This is a genomic window from Streptomyces tagetis (assembly GCF_018069565.1).
Taxonomy (GTDB): domain Bacteria; phylum Actinomycetota; class Actinomycetes; order Streptomycetales; family Streptomycetaceae; genus Streptomyces; species Streptomyces tagetis.
In genome coordinates, this window is record NZ_JAGPNL010000002.1 from 834,630 (window position 1) to 853,839 (window position 19,210).

The window sequence follows — 19,210 nt, forward strand, 5'->3', positions numbered from 1 at the left end:
CCGCCGACCCCACGCCCCCCACGCCTTCCACGGCCTCCACGGCCTCCACGGCCCCCACGCCCTCCACGGCCCCAACGGCTTCTGCGAGTCCGGTGGTTGATCCGGTGGGTGAGCTGGTGTTGCGGGTGCTGGGCCCGCTCGCCCGGCGTGACCAGCGGCGCAGCGGCGCCCTGTACCTCCGCGGGCTGCTGACGGTCACCGGCCCCAAGACGATCCGCAACATCGCCTCGCACACGGCGGTCCCGGCCGACGTGCAGCGGCTGCACCATTTCATCAGCGACTCGACGTGGTGCTGGCGCCCGGTCCGTACCGCCCTGGCCCGGCACATGGCCCGGCCGGCACCGCCACGGGCCTGGCTGCTGCACACCGTGACCGTGCCCCGCCCCCACCGTGCCGGGGCGGGCGTCGACCACTTCATCGACCCGCGCACCGGACACCCCGTCAGCGCCCAGCGGGCGGCCGGGCTGTGGGCGGTCACCGAGTGGGGCGCCTACCCCGTCGACTGGCACCTTCGGCTCACCCCCCGCTGGCTGGAGGACCCGCTACTGCGCGAGCGGGCCGCCATCCCCCAGGACGCCACCGCCCTGGACACGGTCACCGCCGGTCTCGACATGGCCCTGGACCCCGCCTGCCGGGCCGCGGCCCCCACCGCCCCGCTCCTGCTCGACGCCCGCGACGCCGCCGCCGGCCCCATCGCCGCCCGGCTCACCGCCGCCGGCCTGCCCTACCTGCTGCGCATCAGCGCCTCCCACCCCCTCCACCCCGTCACCTCCGCCACGGCGACCGGCTACGGCACCGCTCCCGCCACCGGCCACGGCGGCCCCGGGCGCGGCACGGGCCGTCCCCCCACCGCCCGGCCCCTGACGGCCTCGACGGCTCGTCAGCTCGCTGTCGCGGCCGGCTACGGCCGCCTCTGCACCCCCGGTCCGGGCGGGGGCCGCAGTGACATCGCCCGGGTGCCGTGCCGGCCGGCCGACGCGCCACCGGGCCCCCGCCACCGGCACCTGCTGTTCGCCCGGCGGGATTCCGCCAGGCCCCGGGACACCACGTTCTGGCTCACCGGCCCGATGCGGCTGCCCACCAGCGCCCTGCTCCGGCTCACGACGGCCTTCGAACAGGCCACCGGGGACGTGACCGCCACCGCGGGCCGTACGGGCCTGTACGACTTCGAGGGCCGTACCTTCGCCGGCTGGCACCGTCACACCACGCTCGCCTCCGTCGCCCACGCCGCCACCCTGCTGCGCAGCCGGGCCGGACACCTCCCGGGCCCCCCGCCCCTGCCCGCCCTGCTGCCCCCGCACCTGCCCGCCCTGCTGCCCCCGCACCCAGCCCCCTGACCCCCAGTCCAGTCCAGCTCTCTGGCCCCCCAGTCGGCTTGCCGGGCGGACCGGTCCGGCCACGCGGCGCGTACGCCCCCCGACCCGGCACCGCCGGACACAGCCCCTGCCCCCGGCAAGCAGCCCGGCAAGCGGGCCCGTCAGGCAGCCCGTCAGGAAGCTCAGTGGGCGGACCGGCGGCCGGCGGCCAGGGGCAGGGGGCAGGGCCGACGGCCGGGGGCGGGGCCGGGGTGCGTGCCCCGCCCCGGCCCCGGCTCGTTCACGCGTCCGCTGCCGCCGGGGCCGGCAGGCCGTCGGCGGGGCAGGGGCAGGGGCAGGGGCAGGGGCAGGGGCAGGGGCCGGGCAGGGGTGGGCAGCGGGTGGCCGGTCGAGGGTCCGTGGGAGGGCCGTGGGAGGGGATACGGGCCGTTACGGATCGCCGATTCTGGTGCGGGTTCAGGGGGTGCGCAGGGCGCGGTCCACCAGGGCCGCCGCGGCTCCCGTGTAGTTGACCGGGTCACACAGCGCCTCCAGTTCGCCCGTGACCTCCTGGCCCAGTTCCGGTAGCCGGGCGAGGATCTCGGCCAGTGGTCGCCCGCTCGCCTCGGCGGCACGGGTGGCCTCGGCCAGGACCTGTGCGGCCCGCGTCCTGCCCAGGACCGGGGCCAGTCGGGCCGCGACCCGCTCCGACGTCGTCCGGCCCGCCGTCACCTGGAGGTTGGCACGCATCCGCCCGGTCCTGACCTCCAGTTTCTCGGCCAGTTCCACCAGGGTGTGGGCCGCGCCGCCGGCCAGCCGCAGGCACTCCCGCAGCAGGTGCCACTCCGCGTGCCAGACTCCGGCGGAGCGTTCGTCCTCGCCGACCAGGCACTGCACCAGCGCCGCGGACAGCGCCGGCACCTGCAGCGCCGCGCTGCGTATCAGGGTCGCCAGCACGGGATTGCGTTTGTGGGGCATGGCCGAGGAAGCGCCCCGGCCTTCGCCGCCCGGCTCGGCGACCTCCCCGACCTCGGTACGGGCCAGTACCTGCACATCGACGGCGATCTTGCCGAGGGCCCCGGCGGTGAACGCCAGCGCGGATGCCAGATCGGCCACGGGGGTGCGCAGCGCGTGCCAGGGCAGCACCGGCCGCGCCAGCCCGGTCTCGGCCGCGTACGCCTCCACCAGCCGGTCCAGATACGTTCCCGGGTCGGCGGGCCGGCCGCCTTCGCCGAGGGCCGCGTACTCCAGGTATCCGGCCAGGGTGCCGGCCGCGCCGCCCAGGGAGAGGGGCAGTCCGCCTTCCTGGACTGCCGTCAGCCGTGCCTGGGCGTCCAGCACCAGTTTGCGCCAGCCCGCCACCCGCAGTCCGAACGTGGTCGGCACGGCGTGCAGGGCGAGGGTGCGGCTCACCGCCGGGGTGTCCCGGTGCCGGGCGGCGAGTGCGGCCAGGGCCCGCGCGGCCCGTTCCAGGTCGCCGCGGATGAGGCCCAGCGCCCGGGAGGCCACCAGCATGGTGGCGGTGTCCAGGACGTCCTGGCTGGTCGAGCCCCGGTGCACGAAGCCGGCCGCCGCCGGGTCCTCTTGGGCGACCACGGCGGTGAACGCCTTGACCAGGCCGACGACCGGGTTGGCGGTCTCCCGGGCGGCCAGGGCCAGCGCCCGCACGTCCAGCCGGCCCGCGTCCGCCGCCCGGGTGATGGCCTCGGCGGCCGGCCCCGGCAGGGTGCCGAGGGTGGCCTGGGCACGGGCCAGGGCGGCCTCGGCGTCCAGCATCGCCTGCAGCCACGCCCGGTCGCCGGTGGCCGCCTCCACCGGCGTGCCCGCCCTGACCGGCGACAACAGCCCGACGTCGAGGAGCCCGTCCCAGACCGGCGCCACCAGCCCCCCACCCGTGAGCCCGCCCCGGGCCACGGCAGCCGGCCCCGCACCGGTGTGGCCGTCCCGGGCGGGAGCGGGCAGCCCCGCATCCATGTCGCCGCCCCGGGCCACGGCGGCCCGCCCCCCACCCGTGAGCCCGCCCCGCGCCACGGCAGCCGGCCCCGCACCGCTGTGGCCGTCCCGGGCGGGGGCAGCCGGCCCCGTACCCGTGTGGCCGTCCCGGGCCGGGGTGGTCATACGATCACCCCGGACAGCTCGCTGTCCTCGCTCACCGGCCGCACCCCGTCCGGCACGTGCGCCACCGGCGGCAGCGCCAGCACCGCGCGGGCGATCGCGTCGGAGTCGCCGAGGATCACCGAGTCGACACCCGGCCGGATACCGGCCGCGGTCACCCAGTGCACCGACTCCGTGGGCACCCCGTAGGCGAAACGCCGCGGATGGGCCCTGCCCCGGCCGTCCAGGAGCCGGTAGGGCCGCTCGGTGACCGCGAGTCCACCGGTCTCGTAACCCGCGCCGCCGGCCCCCGGAATCCGGTACGGCATCGCCTGGTCGGTGTCGAGCAGATGCCGCAGCAGCGGGTCGTTCGTGCGCCGCAGGTCCGGCTCGGGCAGCCGCGCCTCGATGAGCGCGCCCGCCCGCACCGGCTCACCCGGCACCACCGAGGACGTCGCCACGTACTCCTGCCCGGTGGTGTCGATACGGACCTGCGTGCCCGGCCCCATCACCGTCAGCACCCCCGCCTCGATCAGCGCGATCATCTCCTCGATACGGGAGGCCGGCGGCCCGATCGACAAGAACGCGTTGAGCGGCGTGTACCAGCCCTCCAGGTCGTCCCGGTGCGAGGCGCCCTCCAGCCCGCCGTGGTCGACGGCGAGGCGGACCTCGTTGCGCAGATCACGCAGCACGTCCAGAGCGGCCTTCAGCGGCCCGCTCACATTGCCCTTGCGGGACTCCCGCGCGTCCCGCCGCAGATACTCCAGCAGCCAGGCGGTGAAGTCCTCCCGGCCGGCGAAGACCCGCTCACCGTAGGGACGCGACAGACGCTCCCAGTCCCAGCGCTCGCCCGGCGCGATGCCGTAGGAGTCCAGCAGCGCCTCCCGCTCCTGGCCCGGCTCCACCGCCAGGTACCGGCCGGTGAACTCCTCACGCACCTCCTGCTCGCCGCGCCCGGCCAGCAGCGTGCCGTAGTAGACGCTCTCCACCTCACGGGAGATCAGCGGCCACAGGTCCCGGGAGAAACTCACCGGCCGGCCCGCCGCCGACCGCTCCCGCAGCGTCCCGATGTACGCCGGGGTCAGCAGCCGCGGGAAGTACCGGCCGGTGGCACCCTTCTCGTTCTCCCCGCGCGCGTGATAGGGCACCCCGCGCCGGGAGAAGGCGTACATCTTCGGCTCGCACCCCGACCGCCGGTAGACGAGCCCGCCCCGCACCCGCTCGAAACGCCCGCCGCGGCCCAGCGTGAACAGCGCCATGTGGTCGAAGAAGTTCAGGCCCAGCCCGCGCAGCAGCACGTTCTGCCCCGGCTCGATCCCCGCCAGGTCCACATCGGCCGGGTTGGCCGGGGCGATGTAGGTCAGGTGGTGGATACGCGACAGGCTCGCCGTACGCGCCTCGCGCACCGACAGCCGGGCCGGCACGTGCCCCTGCGCCATCACGATCGCGTCCAGCGCGTTGAGCCGGGTGCCGTTCTCCAGCCGGATGCCCTGCGGACCGCCCGGCACCCCGTGCGTGTCGGCCGCGGCCACCGCACGCGAACGGTGCACCCGCACCTCCACATGGGCGGGCGCCCCGTCCACGATGCGCTGGAAACAGTCCTGGAGATAACAGCCGTAAAAGGCCCGCGTCGGATAGGAGTCGGGGGTCAGCCGCTCGGCCTCGGCCAGCACCGCACGGCCGCCGTCCTCGGCCGGCTCACCCAGCAGCGCCAGGCTCCTGGCCCACTCGTACAGGCTGGGGCCCGGCTCGATGGGCCCCCCGATCCGCGCGCTGTCGTCGGTGAACACCGTGATCTGCGAGGCCACCGTGTTCATCAGCAGGTGCTGCGACTGGGCGGTGCGCCACACGGTGCCGGCGCCGGGCAGCGAGGGGTCGACGACGTGGACGGTGACCGCGAAGTACGCGGGAGCGCGGCGCTCGTTGGCGAGCAGCCGTTCCAGGACCGACAGCCCGCGGGGGCCGGCACCGATGATGCAGACCTCGAGGGTGCTGTGCATGCGGGTACTCCGTTTCTGGGCAGCGGGCGACCGGCACCGGACCACGACACCAGCGGGGCCGGGTCCGGCCGCCCGTCCGCGAGAGGACAAAAAGGAGGGGGCGGCAAGAAGCAGGGGCTGCAAGAGACGAACAGGAGCGGTCGAGGAGACCGGAGGAGAGAAGACCAGGCAGAGGGAAGACCGGAGGGGAGAAGACCAGGGCGGAGGGCCAGGGGGAGAAGGCGGCCAGAAGTCCTGGAGGCCAGGAGGCCAGGAGGCCAAGGCGGCCAAGGCGGCCAAGGCGGCCAGGAGTCCTGGGAGCCAAGGCGACCAGGCGGCCAGGCGGCCGGGAGGCCAGGCGGGGCCGGGAGGCCAGGGGAGGGGCCAAGGGGGGTGTGGGGTTCAGGGGGTGGGGTCCGCCGCCAGCAGACGGGCCAGCTCCAGACGCTTGATCTTGGTCGTGGCGGTCTGCGGCAGATCCTCCAGCCGCCACCGCACCGGATCGGCCAGCGCCGGCAGGTCCACCACCGCGCTCTTCCAGGCCAGTTCGTCCAGCGGCCGGTCCCCACGCGTACACACCACCGGCACCGCACGCCCGTCCGGACCCGCGATGATGATCACCTCGACCAGCTCGGGCAGCCGGGTGAACAGCTTGTCCTCGATCTCCAGCGTCGACTGGACCCCCGGGATCTCGTCGACCTCACGGTCCAGCAGGTGCAGACACCCCCACCGGGTGCGGTAGCCGAGATCACCCATCCGCCACCAGCCCTCGTTGACCTGCTGGTGCCAGCGCTCGTGCTCACCCAGGTACGTCACGATCCGGCCGTCGCTGCGGACCTCGATGAACCCCGGATTGTCCCTGGTGACCGGAGCACCGTTACGGCTGACCACCCGCACCCCCGTCATCCCCCAGAACGGCACCCCCACACACCGGCCGTTGAAGTCGCTGCCGTCCTTGAGCGAATACGTCCGCGCCGCGATCGGGCCGACCTCGCTCTGCCCGTACGCCTGCGCGAAACGCCGGCCCTTGCGACGCGACGCCTTCAGCAGCGTGTTGACCGTACGCGGATGGATCGCGTCGAAGGTCGAGGAGAAGTACTTCACGTTCGCCAGCGGCCCGCGCGGATCACCAGCCAGCTCCTCCCAGCGCAGGAACGTATTGGGGTGCGCCTCGATGAACCCGGGCGGGACCCGCGCGAACAGCTCACCCACCGACCGCGGATCGTCGTCCCTGAGCACGATCAGCGGATGCCCCTGCAGGATCGAGATCGGCATCGCCGTGAACATCCGCGAGTGCACGAACGACACGTGCACCGCGACCGGTTCGCCGCGCCGCACCGCCGCGGCCACCACCGTCGCCTGCGGACGGTAACGCGCCTGGAAACTCAGCCCCGTGTGCACGGCCAGCTTCGGCACCCCGGTGGTGCCGGAGGTGTGGGTGATCAGGGTCGGGTGGTCGACGGGCATCGACACCGCCGGCACCCGCGGCGCCCCGGCCAGCGCCGGGAACGGGGTCGCCCCCGGGTACTCGCCGGTGGCCAGCAGCACCGTGCGCGACAGGCCGAACACCTCGGCGGGCAGGTGGTGTTCGAGCTTGTCCTGGTCGGTGACGAGGAACGGCCGCCCCACCCGGCGCAGCAGCTCGGCGACGGTCGCACCGTCCAGCTTGGGCGACAGCAGCACCGGGACGGCGCCGGTGCGGGCGATCGCGCAGGCGAGCAGGGAGATGTCGAAACCGTCGCTCTTGTGCACCACCACGTGATCCCCGGGGCGCACCTTGACGGACCACAGCCGGGAGGCGAAGTCGTCCACCAGATCGGCCAGTTCGGTCAGGGTCGCACGCCGGCCCAGGCCGGGGGCGATGTCCAGGTCGTGGTCGAGGACCACGAAATTCGCCGGATGCCTGGCCGCCGCCCGGTCGAACAGCGTGCCGAGCCGAATTCCCTTGCTTCCTATTCGCTGGAGAAACATGAAACCAATCTCTCGTCCAAGGCTGCGGATTCCTGAAGAGGAGGGGAGTGGGCAGAGGAGGTGAGGGGCAGGGGCAGGGGCGGGGGCGGGGGCGTTGGAACGCCGGAATACCGCCCGTCAGTCCGCGTCGTCCCGCCGCCCGCCCGGGAACTGCGCGGAGTCCTTCGCGGAGTCTTTCGCGGCGTCCTGCTCGGCGTCCTTCTCGACGACGTCGCGGATACGGGCGAGGGTGGCGTCGAGGTCCTGGGCGAGTTTCGCCGTCCACTCGGCGACGAACCGCTTGCGGGCGTCCTCGTCGAGACCGGCGACGATCGTGTGGATGCCGGCGGTGGCCTTGCCCATCCGGAAGTGGTGGACCAGCCAGGAGCCGCCCCCCTCCGCGTCCTCCACGTCGAAGCCCCACACGGACTCCTGGTCCTCACGGGCGTGCGTGAGCATCATCCAGCGGAAGGTCCGGCCGGGCTCGGCGGCCACCACACGGGCCTCGGTGTACCAGGTGCCGCGCACCAGCGGGGCCCAGCCCACCACGTCCTCGCCGCGCAGGTTCTCGCCGCGGAAGACCGAGCCGACCGCCGACGGCTCGCCCTCGGTCCACTCGCCGCCCCTGCACTCCGGGCTCCACTCCTTGCTGCGGCCCAGATCACTGACCACGCGGTAGACCTGTGCCGGCGTCGCGGAAACCCGGATACGGGCGTCGAGTTCGAAGAGCGGGGAATGATCGATGACACTTTCCGTCGTGGCTGTCATGACGGTCATCCTGCCGACGCCCCGGGAATCCGGGCAATCAACCCGCCCGAGGTCCGTCAAGTCCTTCAAACGCCCCACACGACGCCACGGAAAAACACGGGAAATAACGCCCGCGCGGAATGCGGGAATGCGTGGAAAAGCCAGAGAACACGCGGGAAAAAGCCACGAAACAGCCCGGCCCCGGCGGCCCCGGCCCCGGTGGCCCCGGCCCCGGCGTCCCGGCCCCGGCGGTCCCGGCTCCGGCGGTCCCGGCCCGGTGTTCTGGCCGGTGTCAGTCCGCGTCGCGTACCCGCAGTACCTGCTTCCCGCGTACGGTGCCCTTCTCCAGCCGGCGGTGGGCTTCGGCGGCCTCGCTCAGCGGGAGCACCTCGGTGGCGCGCGGCCGCAAGAGCCCCTGCGCGAGCAGCCCGTTGACACCGCGGGCGGCGTCGGCGAGCTGCGCGGTGTCCGCGTGCGAGATGGCGAACCCGTGCACGGAACGGTCCATCAGGTACAGCGGCCCGGCGGGCAGCACCGGGCGCGTGTCCAGCCCCGCCATCAGCACCACCCGGCCCCGGCTCGCCAGCAGCCCCACCGCCGCCTCCAGGTCGTTGCGGCCGGAGGTGTCGACGTGGACGTCGACGCCGTGCGGGGCCGCGGCCCGGATCTGCCCGGTGACGTCGTCCGAGCGGTAGTCGACGACGTGGCCGGCGCCCAGGGACCGTACGTGCTCCGCGTCGCGGGCGGAGGCGACGGCGATCACCCGTGCCCCGGCATGGGCGGCCATCACCACCAGCGCGCTGCCGACGTTGCCGCCCGCCCCGAGCACGGCGACCGTCTCGCCGGCCCGCAGCCGCCCGTGGGTGAACAGTGCCAGGTACGCGGTCGCCGCCGGGTGGGCCAGCGCCACCGCGTCCACGGCGGACACCCCCTCGGGCAGGCGGTAGAGGCGGTCGGCGGGCACCACGGCCCGTTCGGCGGCGGCGCCCTGGCGGCCGTCGTGGCCCAGGCTGTTGCACCAGACCCGCTCGCCCGCCCGGAAGCCGGGGGCGCCGGGCCCGGCCCGGACCACCGTGCCCACCAGATCCCGGCCGACGACGAACGGGAAGGCGAGCGGGGTGCGCCAGGCCCCCGAGCGGACGAAGGTGTCCACATGGTTGACGGCGCTCACCTCGACGTCGACCAGCACGTCGTTCGGTCCTGGCACGGGCGGCGGCAGCTCACCGTGGCGGATGACGTCCGGGGCACCGAGCTGGGTGATGTAGGCGGCACGCATGGTGGGGGAGTCTGGCACAAGCCCCGCCGCCCCCGGCAGGGCGCGCGGCGATCGCGGGCCACGGTCCGTCAGGTCCCTGACCTCGTACGTCAACTCGGACCCGTCCCACGCCCCACGCCGTCCCACGCCCCACGCCGCCCCACGCCCCACGCCGCCCCACGCCCCACGCCGTCCCGTGCCCGTGCCCGCGCCAGTGCCCGTGCCAAGGGTCTGGTCTTCGGCTGGCCCCTCGTCCGGCCGATGAGCGCGGTCCGTGCCGCCCGGAGTGTGAGGGGCGGCGGCGGGCCGTGTCGTCGTACCAGCCCTGGCGGGCGGCCCGGCGACCGCAACGCCGTGATGGGCGCGGCGAGTTGCCAGACTGCCCGCCGCCCGCTCGCCCCGCGCCCGCCCGCCCGCCTACCTTCGGCGTGGCGCCCCGCCGGTGCGGGTGCGCGCGGACGACCGGCGCCCGGGGCACCTTCCCCCGGGGCCGTGAAGGGAGCGACCATGCTCAAGGACATCGATCTCGAACGCACGGGCGGCCGGGAGCGGTTGCGCGGCGCGCTGCGCGACGGGAGCTTCCTCGTCCGCACCACCGTGCCCGAAAGCCTGCTGGAGGAGGCGTACGGCTTCCTGCGCGCCTTCTTCGCCCTGCCTGCCGAGGAGAAGGGCGCCTGCCGCGTCCCCGGCGGCAACGGCCAGGCCGGCTACCTCGCTTTGCCGGCGCGGCCGGCGGGGGAGGGCACGGTGGGGGAGGGGCGGGAACTCTTCCACTGGGGTGCCCGGCTGCCCGCGCGGCATCCGCTGCGGGTCCGCTTCCCCGCCCGCTACCCCGACCCGTACTTCCCCGACCACCTGGTGCCCGGCATCGGCTCGGCCCTGCGCGAACTGCACGCCCGCATGCTGCACTTCCAGCACCGCGTCGTGCGTAGCCTGGCCGACGCCCTCGGCGCCCACCCCGACTACTTCACCGACCTGCTGGAGGACGGCCCCGCCGTCAACCGGGCCACCTGGCACCCCCCGGCCCGGCACCCCGCCGCCGCGGACCGCCGTGTGCGGGAGGCGGCACACCAGGACCCCGACCTGATCACCACGCTGCCCCGGGCGAGCGCGCCGGGCCTGGAAGTCCTGGCCGACGGCGAGTGGCTGCCCGCCGACGCGCCGCCCGGCCACGCCGTCGTCAGCGTCGGCACGGCGCTGGACCGCCTGACCGACGGAGTGGCCCGCGCGGCGGTACGCCGGGTGGTCGCCCGGCCCGGCCACGGCGAGGGCCGCCTGTCGCTGGCCCAGTCCTGTCACCCCGCCCCCTGGGCGACCCTGGCCCCCCTGCACGCCCTCGGCGGGGCACCCAGGCCCCGGCGCTTCGCCACCCTGACGGCCGAGGAGCTCTTCCAGCGCGCGCTGTACGGCACCGGGGCCCCGGCCGGCCACCGCCCCGGCCCCGCCACCCGGTGAGCGGCACCATCCGGGCCCCGGCCGGTCCCGCCGGCCTGCGCGAAGCCGGCACGGGCTGTACGGCGGCCCTGCGCGCCGGACGTCATCAGGCCGCGCAGCACCGAGGTCTGTGAGGGGTGCGGGGGCCGCGTGAACGGCCCGGACCCTGCCGGGGCTTCCGGCAGGGTCTTCCACGTGGCCGCGGACGGGGGTGAGCGCGGCACGCGGCCCGGTCTCCCGGCCTTTTGCCGTGACCCGGGACGATGGGCGGGGCGGTCTCCCGGCCGGCCCGTGGGTGGGGGCGCGGTGCGGGAGGAGGGTGTGCCCGGTGGCGGCCCGCGGCCCGGGGGTGGTGGGCGCGGCGCCGGAAAGACGCCTGACGGGTGGTCAGTTGTCGTAGGGGCGCAGGGCCTTGGCTTCCCTGGTGGCCAGCGCCCACCAGGTGAGCTTGTCCCACAGCACCTTCGCGGCGGTCTCGGCCGCGCTCGGGTCGATGAGCCGGCCCTCGCTGTCGAACTGCGACCAGGGGCCGTGGAAACTGACCGCGTCCCGCACCGGCACCGCGTGCAACTCGTTGACGATGTGCCGCAGTTGCTGGACGGCGCGCAGGCCGCCGGCGAGACCGCCGTAGCCGACGAAACCGACGGGCTTGGCGTGCCACTCGTGCTGGGTGAAGTCGAGGGCCGCCTTCAGGGAGGCGGGGAAGCTGTGGTTGTACTCGGGCGTCACGATGACGAAGCCGTCCGCCCGCGACAGCCGTGCGGAGAACGCGCCGAGCAGCGCGGCGACCTCGGGCGCCGGTTCGTCGGTCAGCGCGGTGGGCAGCGGGAAGTCCGCCAGGTCCACCAGGTCGACCTCGACGTCGTCGCGCTGGCCGGCGGTGCCGGCGAACCAGTTGGCGATCGTCGGGCCGAAGCGGCCCTTGCGTACGCTCGCGAGGATCACGGCCACGCGGATGCGGTCACTCGACATGTCAGCCCTTTCACGGCGGTCAGTCCGTCCCCACCAGGAAAACAAACCCGCATGCGGGTTTCCAAGTGGTATCGGAAAAGCCGATGAGCTGAGTGCGCGCGCCGGCCGCGGCGGCACCACCGTCACCGGGGCGGGCAACACCATGGAGGCACGCACGATCCCCCGCACCCGCCACCCCCCGGCGGCGCGTCGAAGGGGGCAGCCACCAGGCAGCAGCAGCCCCCTTCGACGACACGGCCACCCGCCTCCGCCGGTCCCGCGGCCGGCCGGTGGGGGAGGGGGTCAGTCGACGCCCTGCAGGATGTGCGGTTCGGCCAGGTCGTCCTCGTAGCCGGCCAGACGGATCGGGGCGGCCCGCGCCCAGACCTCCAGGAAACCGGGATCGGGAGGCACCGGACGGTACCAGGTGCCCTGCTGCTCGCTCTCGGACGTGTGCTGCGCGCTCACCCCTGCTCTCCCCTCGCTCGGCCGGCTCCTGCGGGCCCGCTCAGCGGGCGGCCCCGGACCCTTCCCTGACCAGGCCGGCACCCTCCCCGGCCTCCCCGCCCCCGACGGCCTGCCCGCCCCCGACGGTCTGCGCGGCGGGCTCGTCCTGGCCCGTGGCCGCGGACTCGGCGAGCTGGCGGGCCAGTTCGAGCCGCCGGATCTTCGCCGTGGCGGTCCGCGGCAGATCGGCCAGCCGGCGCTGCACGGGCGTGCCCAGGGTCGGCTGGCCGGCGACGGCCGCCTTCCAGCGTTCCATGTCCAGCGGCACGTCCCCGCGCGTGCACACCACCGGCACCGGCCGCTTGTCCGGGCCCGGCACGACGACCAGCTCGGTCAGCTCGTCCAGCCGGTGCAGGACCGCGTCCTCCACCTCCAGGGTCGAGCCGATACCCGCGATGACGTCGACCTCGCGGTCCAGCAGGTGCAGACACCCCCACCTGGTGCGGTAACCGACGTCCCCGCCCCGCCACCACTCACCGAGGACCTGCCGGTCGAAACGCTCCTGCTCCCCGTAGTACGTCAGCGCCCGGCCCGCGGTGGACACGTCGATGTACCCGGGGTTCTCCTTCGACGGCTTGGCCCCCGAGCGCGGCACCAGCCGGTACTTCGTCATCCCGGGCGTGGGATAGCCCTGGCAGCGGCCGTCCGCCTTCAGGGCGTTGCGCCGCCGGTAGGTGCGCGCGGCCAGCGGACCGCACTCGCTCTGCCCGTACACCTGGAGGAAGACCGGGCTGCGCCGGCCGGAGGCGTGCAGGAACTTGTGCATCGTGCTCGGGTGGATCGCGTCGAACGTGCTGTTGAAGTACTTCACGTTGGCGATCGGACGGCGCGGGTCGTCCAGCATCTCCTCCCATTCCAGGAACGAGTTGGGATGCGTCTCCAGCACACCCGGCCGGTGCCGGACCAGCATGTCGGCGACGTGCGCCGGGCTGCCGTCGTTCAGGAAGACCATCGGCATCCCCCGCGACTGCAGCACCGCCAGCCCCAGGTACATCCGCGAGTGCACGTACGACACGTGCATGAGGACGGTCTCCCGCTTGCGGATGAACGAGACGACCTTCTCCTGCCAGTTGCCGCGCGCGCCCAGCGAACGCGCCGAGTGCACCACCAGTTTGGGGATGCCGGTCGTGCCGGAGGTGTGCGTCATCAGGGCCGGCTGGTCGGGACCGAGCAGCACCGGCTCGCGCCGCGCGGCGCCCGCGAGGTCCGCGAAGGCGATCGCGCCGGGGCGGGTGCCGGTGACGGTGACGACCCGCGTGGTCAGCTCGTCCAGCGCGAGCCCGGCCAGCGGCCCGGTCAGCTTCGCCTCGTCGGTGAGCAGCGTGGGCCGCTCCAGGCGCTCCAGCAGCCTGCCGATGCTCTCGCCGTCCAGGTGCGGGGAGAGCATCACCGGGATCGCGCCGATCCGCGCCGCGCCGCAGGCCAGCACCGTGATGTCGAAACCGGAGGTCTTGTGGACGGCCACGTGCTCGCTGGGGCGCACCCCCGCGGCCCACAGCCGGTCGGCGGTGTCGGCCACATGGCCGGCGAACTCGGCGACGGTCAGTTTCCGGCCCGCCTCGGGAAACGCGTCCAGAGCGTGGTCGAGCGTGATCGGGGTGTCGCCGTACTGCTCGGCGGCACGCTCGGAGACCACCCCGAGGTAGAGGAGCTTCTTGCTCTTCGGAACCTTGAACATCAGGACTCTTCCTCTGATAAACCGGCAAGCGAAAGGTGAATTCCCAGAAAAACATCGCACAGGACACCACGGCCGGAAAGGAAAGCCCCCTCAATGCGTCATATCGCCGAAGAAGCACCACTGAAAGAAGCACCACTGAAAGAAGCGTCATTGGAGAAGCACCATTGGAGAAGTGCCGCCGGGGAAGTACCGCCGGGGAATGTGCCGGGGAATGGAAAAGGGGCCGGGCCGCAGGGTGCGCGGCCCGGCTGTCTCCCGGCTGCTGCTCAGCCCTTCTTCAACCCCTTCGTGAGCGCCTCGGCGACCTGGAGGGTGCGCACCGTCTGGTAGCCGACGGCGGCGAGGTTGTCGTCGGTGACGTTCTGCGCGAGGTGCCCGGGGATCGCCTGGAGACCGGAGGTGGCGCTGACCCCGTAGGGGTTGCCGTTGCTTGGGGTGAGCAGGATGTCGTCGGTCACGCCGGGCGGCACGATGATCGCCCCCCAGTGGTAGAAGACGTTGCTCAGGGACAGGATCGTGGACTCCTGCCCGCCGTGCGGGGTGCCCGTCGAGGTGAACGCGGACATCGCCTTGTTCATCAGACCGCGCCGGGCGTGCAGTTCGAAGGTCTGGTCGATGAAGTGCTTGAGCGGGCCGGCGAGCAGCCCGTAGCGGCCCGGGGTGCCCCAGACCACGGCGTCCGCCCAGTCGAGGTCCTCGATGGCGGCCACCGGCACGTCACGGCTGGCGGCCACGTGCTCGTCGTTGGCCTCGGACCACTCCGTGTAGTTGGGCGCGAGCGGCTCCTCGCTGATCTCGGCGACCCGGCGCAGCCGCACCTGGGCCCCCGCCTTCTCCGCCGCCTCGGCCGCCGCGACGGCCAGCTTGTGGATGTTCCCGGTGGCCGAGTAGTAGACGATGGCGACATTGGTCATGACGGTACTGCTCCCTCATCGAAAGGTCCTGCTCACGCCGTTGCCGGCTGCTGAGTGCGGGCCCATCGTGGCGTTCCGCGCGCCGGCCCCACCACTCACCGGGATTAATCCGTCAAGTGCCCGCCGCAGCACCCGCGTTGGTCACCGGGCGCCCACCTCGACGCCCGGCGGGTTGTCGATGATGTAGCGCCACAGCCCGTCCGGCCCGCGGCGGGCCACGTCGGTGGCGGTGCCCTCGATGTGCACGCGTTCGCCGTCCGGCCCGGTGCCGTCGATGACGAAGTCGCCGATCAGCAGCGCCGTGTCGCCGTAGACGTAGGTGTGCCGCAGGCTGATCTCGATCGGGACGCCGAGGGCGAGGAAGCTGCTGGTGGCCCGGCGGCGGCCGTCGCCGGTCACCACCACCCCGGGGCGCAGCACCCGCACGGCCTCCGGTTCGAAGAGCCGGTCGATGGTGGCGAGGTCCTTGGCGTTGAAGGCGTCGACGAACGCCGAGGGCAGCATGGCGGGGTCGTTGACGGCCATGGGCGGGACTCCATTCCTCAAGGGGGCGCCGGCGGCGGGTCAGGCGGCGGCCACGGCGGCGGCACGGGCGGCCTTCAGCGCCGCGGCCACGTGCAGGGTGCGGCGGGTCTGGTAGGCGATGGCACCCGCGTTCTGCGCGTGGATGAACCCGGCCCGGTCACCGGCCACCGTGCTCGCCCCGTACGGGTTGCCGTTGTTCTCCTCGTACAGCACCGGGTCGGCCGAGCCGGTGGCCACGATCACCGAACCCCAGTGGCAGACCGCGTTGTGCAGCGCGAGGATCGTGGTGACCTGCCCGCCGTGCTCGGCGGAACCGGAAGCGAACGCGGAGACCGCCTTGTCGAGGAGCCTGCCGTCGATGGACAGCCGCGAGGTGGTGTTGATGAACTGCATCAACTGCGGCGCGGCGAGCCCGAAGTGGACGGGCGAGCCCAGCAGCACGGCATCGGCCCAGTCCAGATCGTCCAGGCTCGCCTCGGGCACGCTCGCGGCGAGCGCGGCGTGCTCCTGGGAACCGGGCCGCCCGGTGGCGGCCGTCTCCGGCACCCGGCGCAGCCGCACCTCGGCACCCTCGGCCGTGGCGGCCTCGGCCGCGGCGACGGCCAGCCGGTGGGTGGAACCGGTGGACGAGTAGTAGATGACGGCGACGTTGGTCATGTCGGGCACTCCCTGGGCGTACGGGTGGCATGGCCGGGAAAACCGGCCGGACAAGGAAACAGGCCGAAACGGAAAACCGGACGGAACGGGCCGGACGAAACGAGCCAGGCGGAACGGAAAACCGAACGGAACGGAAAACCGAACGGAACGAACCCGGACGGAACGAACCCGAGCGCACCGCCCCCGCCACACCGCCCCGGCCACCCCACCCCACCCCGCCCCCCGAGCCCCGGGCCGAAGCACCGCCGGCACAGACCGCGGGGCGGCACGGTGACGTGACGTGACGTGCGCATCGTGGGCCCGCCCGGCGCCGCCCGGCAACGCCACGCCCGCGAGTGCGTCAGGTCCCCCGCTCCCCGCGCGGCAGAGCGAACGCGGCAACGGCCACCACCGCCGCCAGCACCAGCGCCAGCACCGCGAACGACTCGAAGAACGCGGCCAGTTGGGCACCCGCCCCGGCCCCCACGTTGAGCGTGAAACCGTACAGGGCGATCGCCGTCGTCTGCGCCGCCCCGGCCCGCGCCCCGACCGCCTGGATGAGCGCCGGCCCCAGCGTGGCGAACCCCGCCATGAACGCGAACAGGGCCGCCCCCAGCGCCAGCGCACCGTCCCCGGCCACCGCCGCCGCTGCCAGCGCCGCCGTGGTCAGCGCCAGGGCACCGCCCGCCCGCCGCGGCGCCGGGACCCGGGCCAGCACCGGCGCCAGCAGCACCGCCCCCACCAGCGCCGGCAACGCGCTCGCCCGCAACGCCAGCATGGCCGCCCCACCGCCCGCCACCTCGGCCGGACCGTACAACTGCACACCGGTGTAGAGGGCGGTCAGACTCCCCGCGCCGACCAGGATGACCAGATACAGCGGCACCAGCCGCGCCCCGAGCGCGGCCCGCAGCCCCGCCCCGCCGGCCGCCGCGGAGGGCGACGGCCCCTCGGGCAGCAGCACCCGCCACGACAGGGCCGCCCCCGCCGCCAGCAGCGGCACCGTCCCCCAGAACACCCACCGCCAGCCCAGCACCGACGCCACCACCTGCGCCTCCACCTGCCCGATCACCACGGTCGCCCCCATACAGGCGGACACCACCGTCAGCGCAAGCGAGACCCGGTGCGCGGCGATCCGGGCATGCAGATAGGCGTACGCCATGGGAATGAAGGCACCCGCGAACAGCCCCTGCACGGCGCGCAGCACCACCCCCGCCCCCAGCGACGCCACCAGCGGCAGCACCGCGGTCACCACCGTCATCGCCAGGACACTGCCGACCATGACGGCCCGCCGCCCCGCTCGCGCCGAGAGCGGGCCGCTGAGCAGCGAACCCACCGCGTGGGCGAAGGCGAACGCGGTGGTCGACGCCGCCGCCGCCCCGGCCGGCACACCCCAGGCCGCGCCCAGCTCGGGCATCAGGGGGATGGTGACGTACATCTGGCCGACCACCAGGACGCCCATCACGGACACGGTCGTGACGGTCGCCGCGAACGGTGCCGTACCGGGCGTCGCCGGGGGTGCCCCGGCGACCGAAGACTTTGCCATGCGCCGATCCTGTGAGGGCGCCCGCACCACCGGCAATCCCCGGCCCGGATATGCGTCAAGTCGCCCGCACACCACCAGATCTGACAGCACGTCAGAGCAAGGAGGGAATGCCGGAGCCCCCGCACCCGGCGGGGGAACGTCGGTGCGAGGGCCCGGCGCCCGGCACACCCCCATGGGAGGGGGGACGTGCCGGAGATACGGATCAGACCTGCGCGGTCTGCGGCTCGGCGGCGGCCTCGGCCGCCCCCGGACCCTGGGCGACGGCCCGGGGCCGCTGGGGCTTTTGCAGACCGAACGCGACCAGCGCCGTCACCGCGATCCCGGCCGCGGCCAGGAACACCGCCGTGCGCAGACCGTCGTTGGTCGCGGCCCGCAGCGCCTCGCCCTCCAGCCCGCCCAGCTTCGCGTTGGCCACCGCCACCAGCAGGGCCAGACCCACCGCACCGCCGATCTGCTGCGTCGTGGAGGCCGTGCCGGAGGCGATGCCCTGCTCCATCGGATCGACCCCGACCGTGGCCGCACCGAACATCAGCGTGTACCCCGCGCCCTGGCCCAGACCCAGCACCACCAGGCCGGGGACGAGCGAGAGGTAGGAACCGTCCGTCGACAGCGTCAGACCCGTGATCACCGTGCCGGCCAGACCCACCACCAAACTGGCGATCATGATGGCGCGCAGACCGTAGCGGGTGGCCAGCCGGCCCGCCGTCTGGGCGCCGACCGAGATGGCGACCATCGGGACCAGGAACGCCAGCCCCGTCTCCAGCGCGTTGTAGCCGTGCACGCCCTGGAAGTAGACCGTCAGGAAGTACAGCAGGGTGCCGAAGGTCGCCATGTAGAAGAAGGTGATCGCGGCGCCCGTGCTCAGGTTGCGGTTGCGGAACAGGCTCAGCGGCATCAGCGGGTCGCTGCTGCGCTTCTCGATGACGAAGAAGCAGGCCAGCAGGACGGCGCCGAGGACCAGCGCGCCGACGATCAGGCCGGAGCCCCAGCCCGACTCCGGGCCCTGGACCAGGGCGAAGACGACGGCCGTGGTGCCGATGGTGGCGGTCAGCGCACCGCCCAGGTCGAAGGCGCGGCGGGCCCCGCCCAGAGCGTCCCGCGCGATCAGCGGCACCGCGAACGCGATCGCCACGACGGCGAGCGGCACGTTGACGAAGAACACCGACTCCCAGCCGAACGCCTGGGTCAGGACACCGCCCAGCAGCGAACCGAGGATCATCCCCGACCCGCCGGCCGTCCCCCACACCGCGAACGCGCGGTTGCGCTCACGGCCCTCGGCGAACTTGGTGGACACCAGCGTCAGCGTCGCCGGGAAGAGGAACGCCCCGCCGATGCCCTGGACCGCGCGGGCGCTCACCAGCGTCGCCGGGTCCGTGGCCAGACCGCCCAGCAGCGAGGAGACCCCGTACAGGGACAGGCCCAGGATGAAGATACGGCGCGGCCCCCACAGGTCGCAGGCCCGGCCGCCCAGCAGCAGGAACCCGCCGAAGGCGACCGCGTAGGCGCTGACCACCCACTGCAGGTTCTGCGAGGTGAAGCCGAGACTGTCACCGATCTTGGGCAGCGCCACATAGACGATGTTGTAGTCGATGGAGATGATGAGCTGGGCGAACGCCAGCAGCGCCAGGAGGAGTCCAGGGCGCCGGCGCGGAGCCCGGACGGCGTCGCCTGTGGCCGTAGACGGCATGACTGTGCCTTTCGG

At 73.9% G+C, this 19,210-nt stretch carries 15 protein-coding genes; 2 read left to right on the forward strand and 13 right to left on the reverse strand.

The genetic code is table 11. The features are described from left to right. Window positions 1-104: 104 nt before the first annotated feature. A complete protein-coding gene (locus tag J5Y05_RS32225; RefSeq protein WP_210871261.1) occupies window positions 105-1,337 on the forward strand; it encodes an IS701 family transposase in 1,233 nt (410 codons plus the stop codon). A 435-nt stretch (window positions 1,338-1,772) separates the two neighbouring features. Here the strand turns inward: J5Y05_RS32225 and J5Y05_RS11765 are convergent, their stop codons facing one another. The 5 genes from J5Y05_RS11765 to J5Y05_RS11785 form a co-directional block, all read right to left on the reverse strand. Further along, window positions 1,773-3,413, reverse strand: coding sequence for a nitrosuccinate lyase (locus J5Y05_RS11765; RefSeq protein ID WP_210871263.1), 1,641 nt, complete (start codon window positions 3,411-3,413; stop codon window positions 1,773-1,775). Then, the gene (locus J5Y05_RS11770; protein ID WP_210871265.1) at window positions 3,410-5,389 is read right to left on the reverse strand and encodes an FAD/NAD(P)-binding protein; all 1,980 of its coding nucleotides are present in this window, start codon (window positions 5,387-5,389) and stop codon (window positions 3,410-3,412) included. Before J5Y05_RS11770 ends, J5Y05_RS11765 begins: the two co-directional genes overlap by 4 nt. A 381-nt stretch (window positions 5,390-5,770) precedes the next feature. Beyond that, window positions 5,771-7,339, reverse strand: a complete 1,569-nt coding sequence (locus tag J5Y05_RS11775; RefSeq protein ID WP_210871267.1) for a class I adenylate-forming enzyme family protein — start codon at window positions 7,337-7,339, stop codon at window positions 5,771-5,773. 117 nt (window positions 7,340-7,456) lie between these two features. Further along, window positions 7,457-8,086, reverse strand: a complete 630-nt coding sequence (locus tag J5Y05_RS11780) for an SRPBCC family protein (RefSeq protein ID WP_210871269.1) — start codon at window positions 8,084-8,086, stop codon at window positions 7,457-7,459. A 271-nt stretch (window positions 8,087-8,357) separates the two neighbouring features. After that, complete coding sequence (locus tag J5Y05_RS11785) at window positions 8,358-9,341, reverse strand: NADPH:quinone reductase (RefSeq protein ID WP_210871271.1); 984 nt, start codon at window positions 9,339-9,341, stop codon at window positions 8,358-8,360. A gap of 486 nt (window positions 9,342-9,827) precedes the next feature. Here J5Y05_RS11785 and J5Y05_RS11790 point away from each other — a divergent pair, with 486 nt between their 5' ends. Next, window positions 9,828-10,775, forward strand: coding sequence for a 2OG-Fe(II) oxygenase family protein (locus J5Y05_RS11790; protein ID WP_210871273.1), 948 nt, complete (start codon window positions 9,828-9,830; stop codon window positions 10,773-10,775). A gap of 366 nt (window positions 10,776-11,141) precedes the next feature. Here J5Y05_RS11790 and J5Y05_RS11795 read toward each other — a convergent pair whose 3' ends face one another. The 8 genes from J5Y05_RS11795 to J5Y05_RS11830 all read right to left on the reverse strand — a co-directional run bounded on the left by J5Y05_RS11795 (window position 11,142) and on the right by J5Y05_RS11830 (window position 19,195). Further along, the gene (locus J5Y05_RS11795; protein WP_210871275.1) at window positions 11,142-11,726 is read right to left on the reverse strand and encodes an NADPH-dependent FMN reductase; all 585 of its coding nucleotides are present in this window, start codon (window positions 11,724-11,726) and stop codon (window positions 11,142-11,144) included. Window positions 11,727-12,008: 282 nt separating this feature from the next. Then, window positions 12,009-12,173: a hypothetical protein gene (locus J5Y05_RS11800; protein WP_210871489.1), complete on the reverse strand. Its 165-nt coding sequence runs from the start codon at window positions 12,171-12,173 to the stop codon at window positions 12,009-12,011. Window positions 12,174-12,213: 40 nt separating this feature from the next. Next, window positions 12,214-13,890 carry a class I adenylate-forming enzyme family protein gene (locus J5Y05_RS11805; protein WP_210871277.1) on the reverse strand — a complete coding sequence of 559 codons (1,677 nt, stop codon included), beginning with the start codon at window positions 13,888-13,890 and terminating at the stop codon, window positions 12,214-12,216. Window positions 13,891-14,156: 266 nt separating this feature from the next. Beyond that, entirely contained in the window at window positions 14,157-14,804 is a 648-nt protein-coding gene (locus J5Y05_RS11810) for an NAD(P)H-dependent oxidoreductase (protein ID WP_210871279.1), read from the reverse strand. A gap of 141 nt (window positions 14,805-14,945) precedes the next feature. Further along, the gene (locus J5Y05_RS11815; protein ID WP_210871281.1) at window positions 14,946-15,329 is read right to left on the reverse strand and encodes a YybH family protein; all 384 of its coding nucleotides are present in this window, start codon (window positions 15,327-15,329) and stop codon (window positions 14,946-14,948) included. A 39-nt stretch (window positions 15,330-15,368) separates the two neighbouring features. Next, window positions 15,369-15,986 (reverse strand): NAD(P)H-dependent oxidoreductase, encoded by a 618-nt coding sequence (locus tag J5Y05_RS11820; RefSeq protein WP_210871283.1) that lies wholly within the window; start codon window positions 15,984-15,986, stop codon window positions 15,369-15,371. A 340-nt stretch (window positions 15,987-16,326) separates the two neighbouring features. Continuing rightward, window positions 16,327-17,508 (reverse strand): MFS transporter, encoded by a 1,182-nt coding sequence (locus tag J5Y05_RS11825; protein ID WP_210871285.1) that lies wholly within the window; start codon window positions 17,506-17,508, stop codon window positions 16,327-16,329. Between the two features lie 202 nt (window positions 17,509-17,710). Next, on the reverse strand, window positions 17,711-19,195 hold the full coding sequence (locus J5Y05_RS11830; RefSeq protein WP_210871287.1) for an MFS transporter: 1,485 nt from the start codon (window positions 19,193-19,195) through the stop codon (window positions 17,711-17,713). Between the last annotated feature and the right edge of the window lie 15 nt (window positions 19,196-19,210).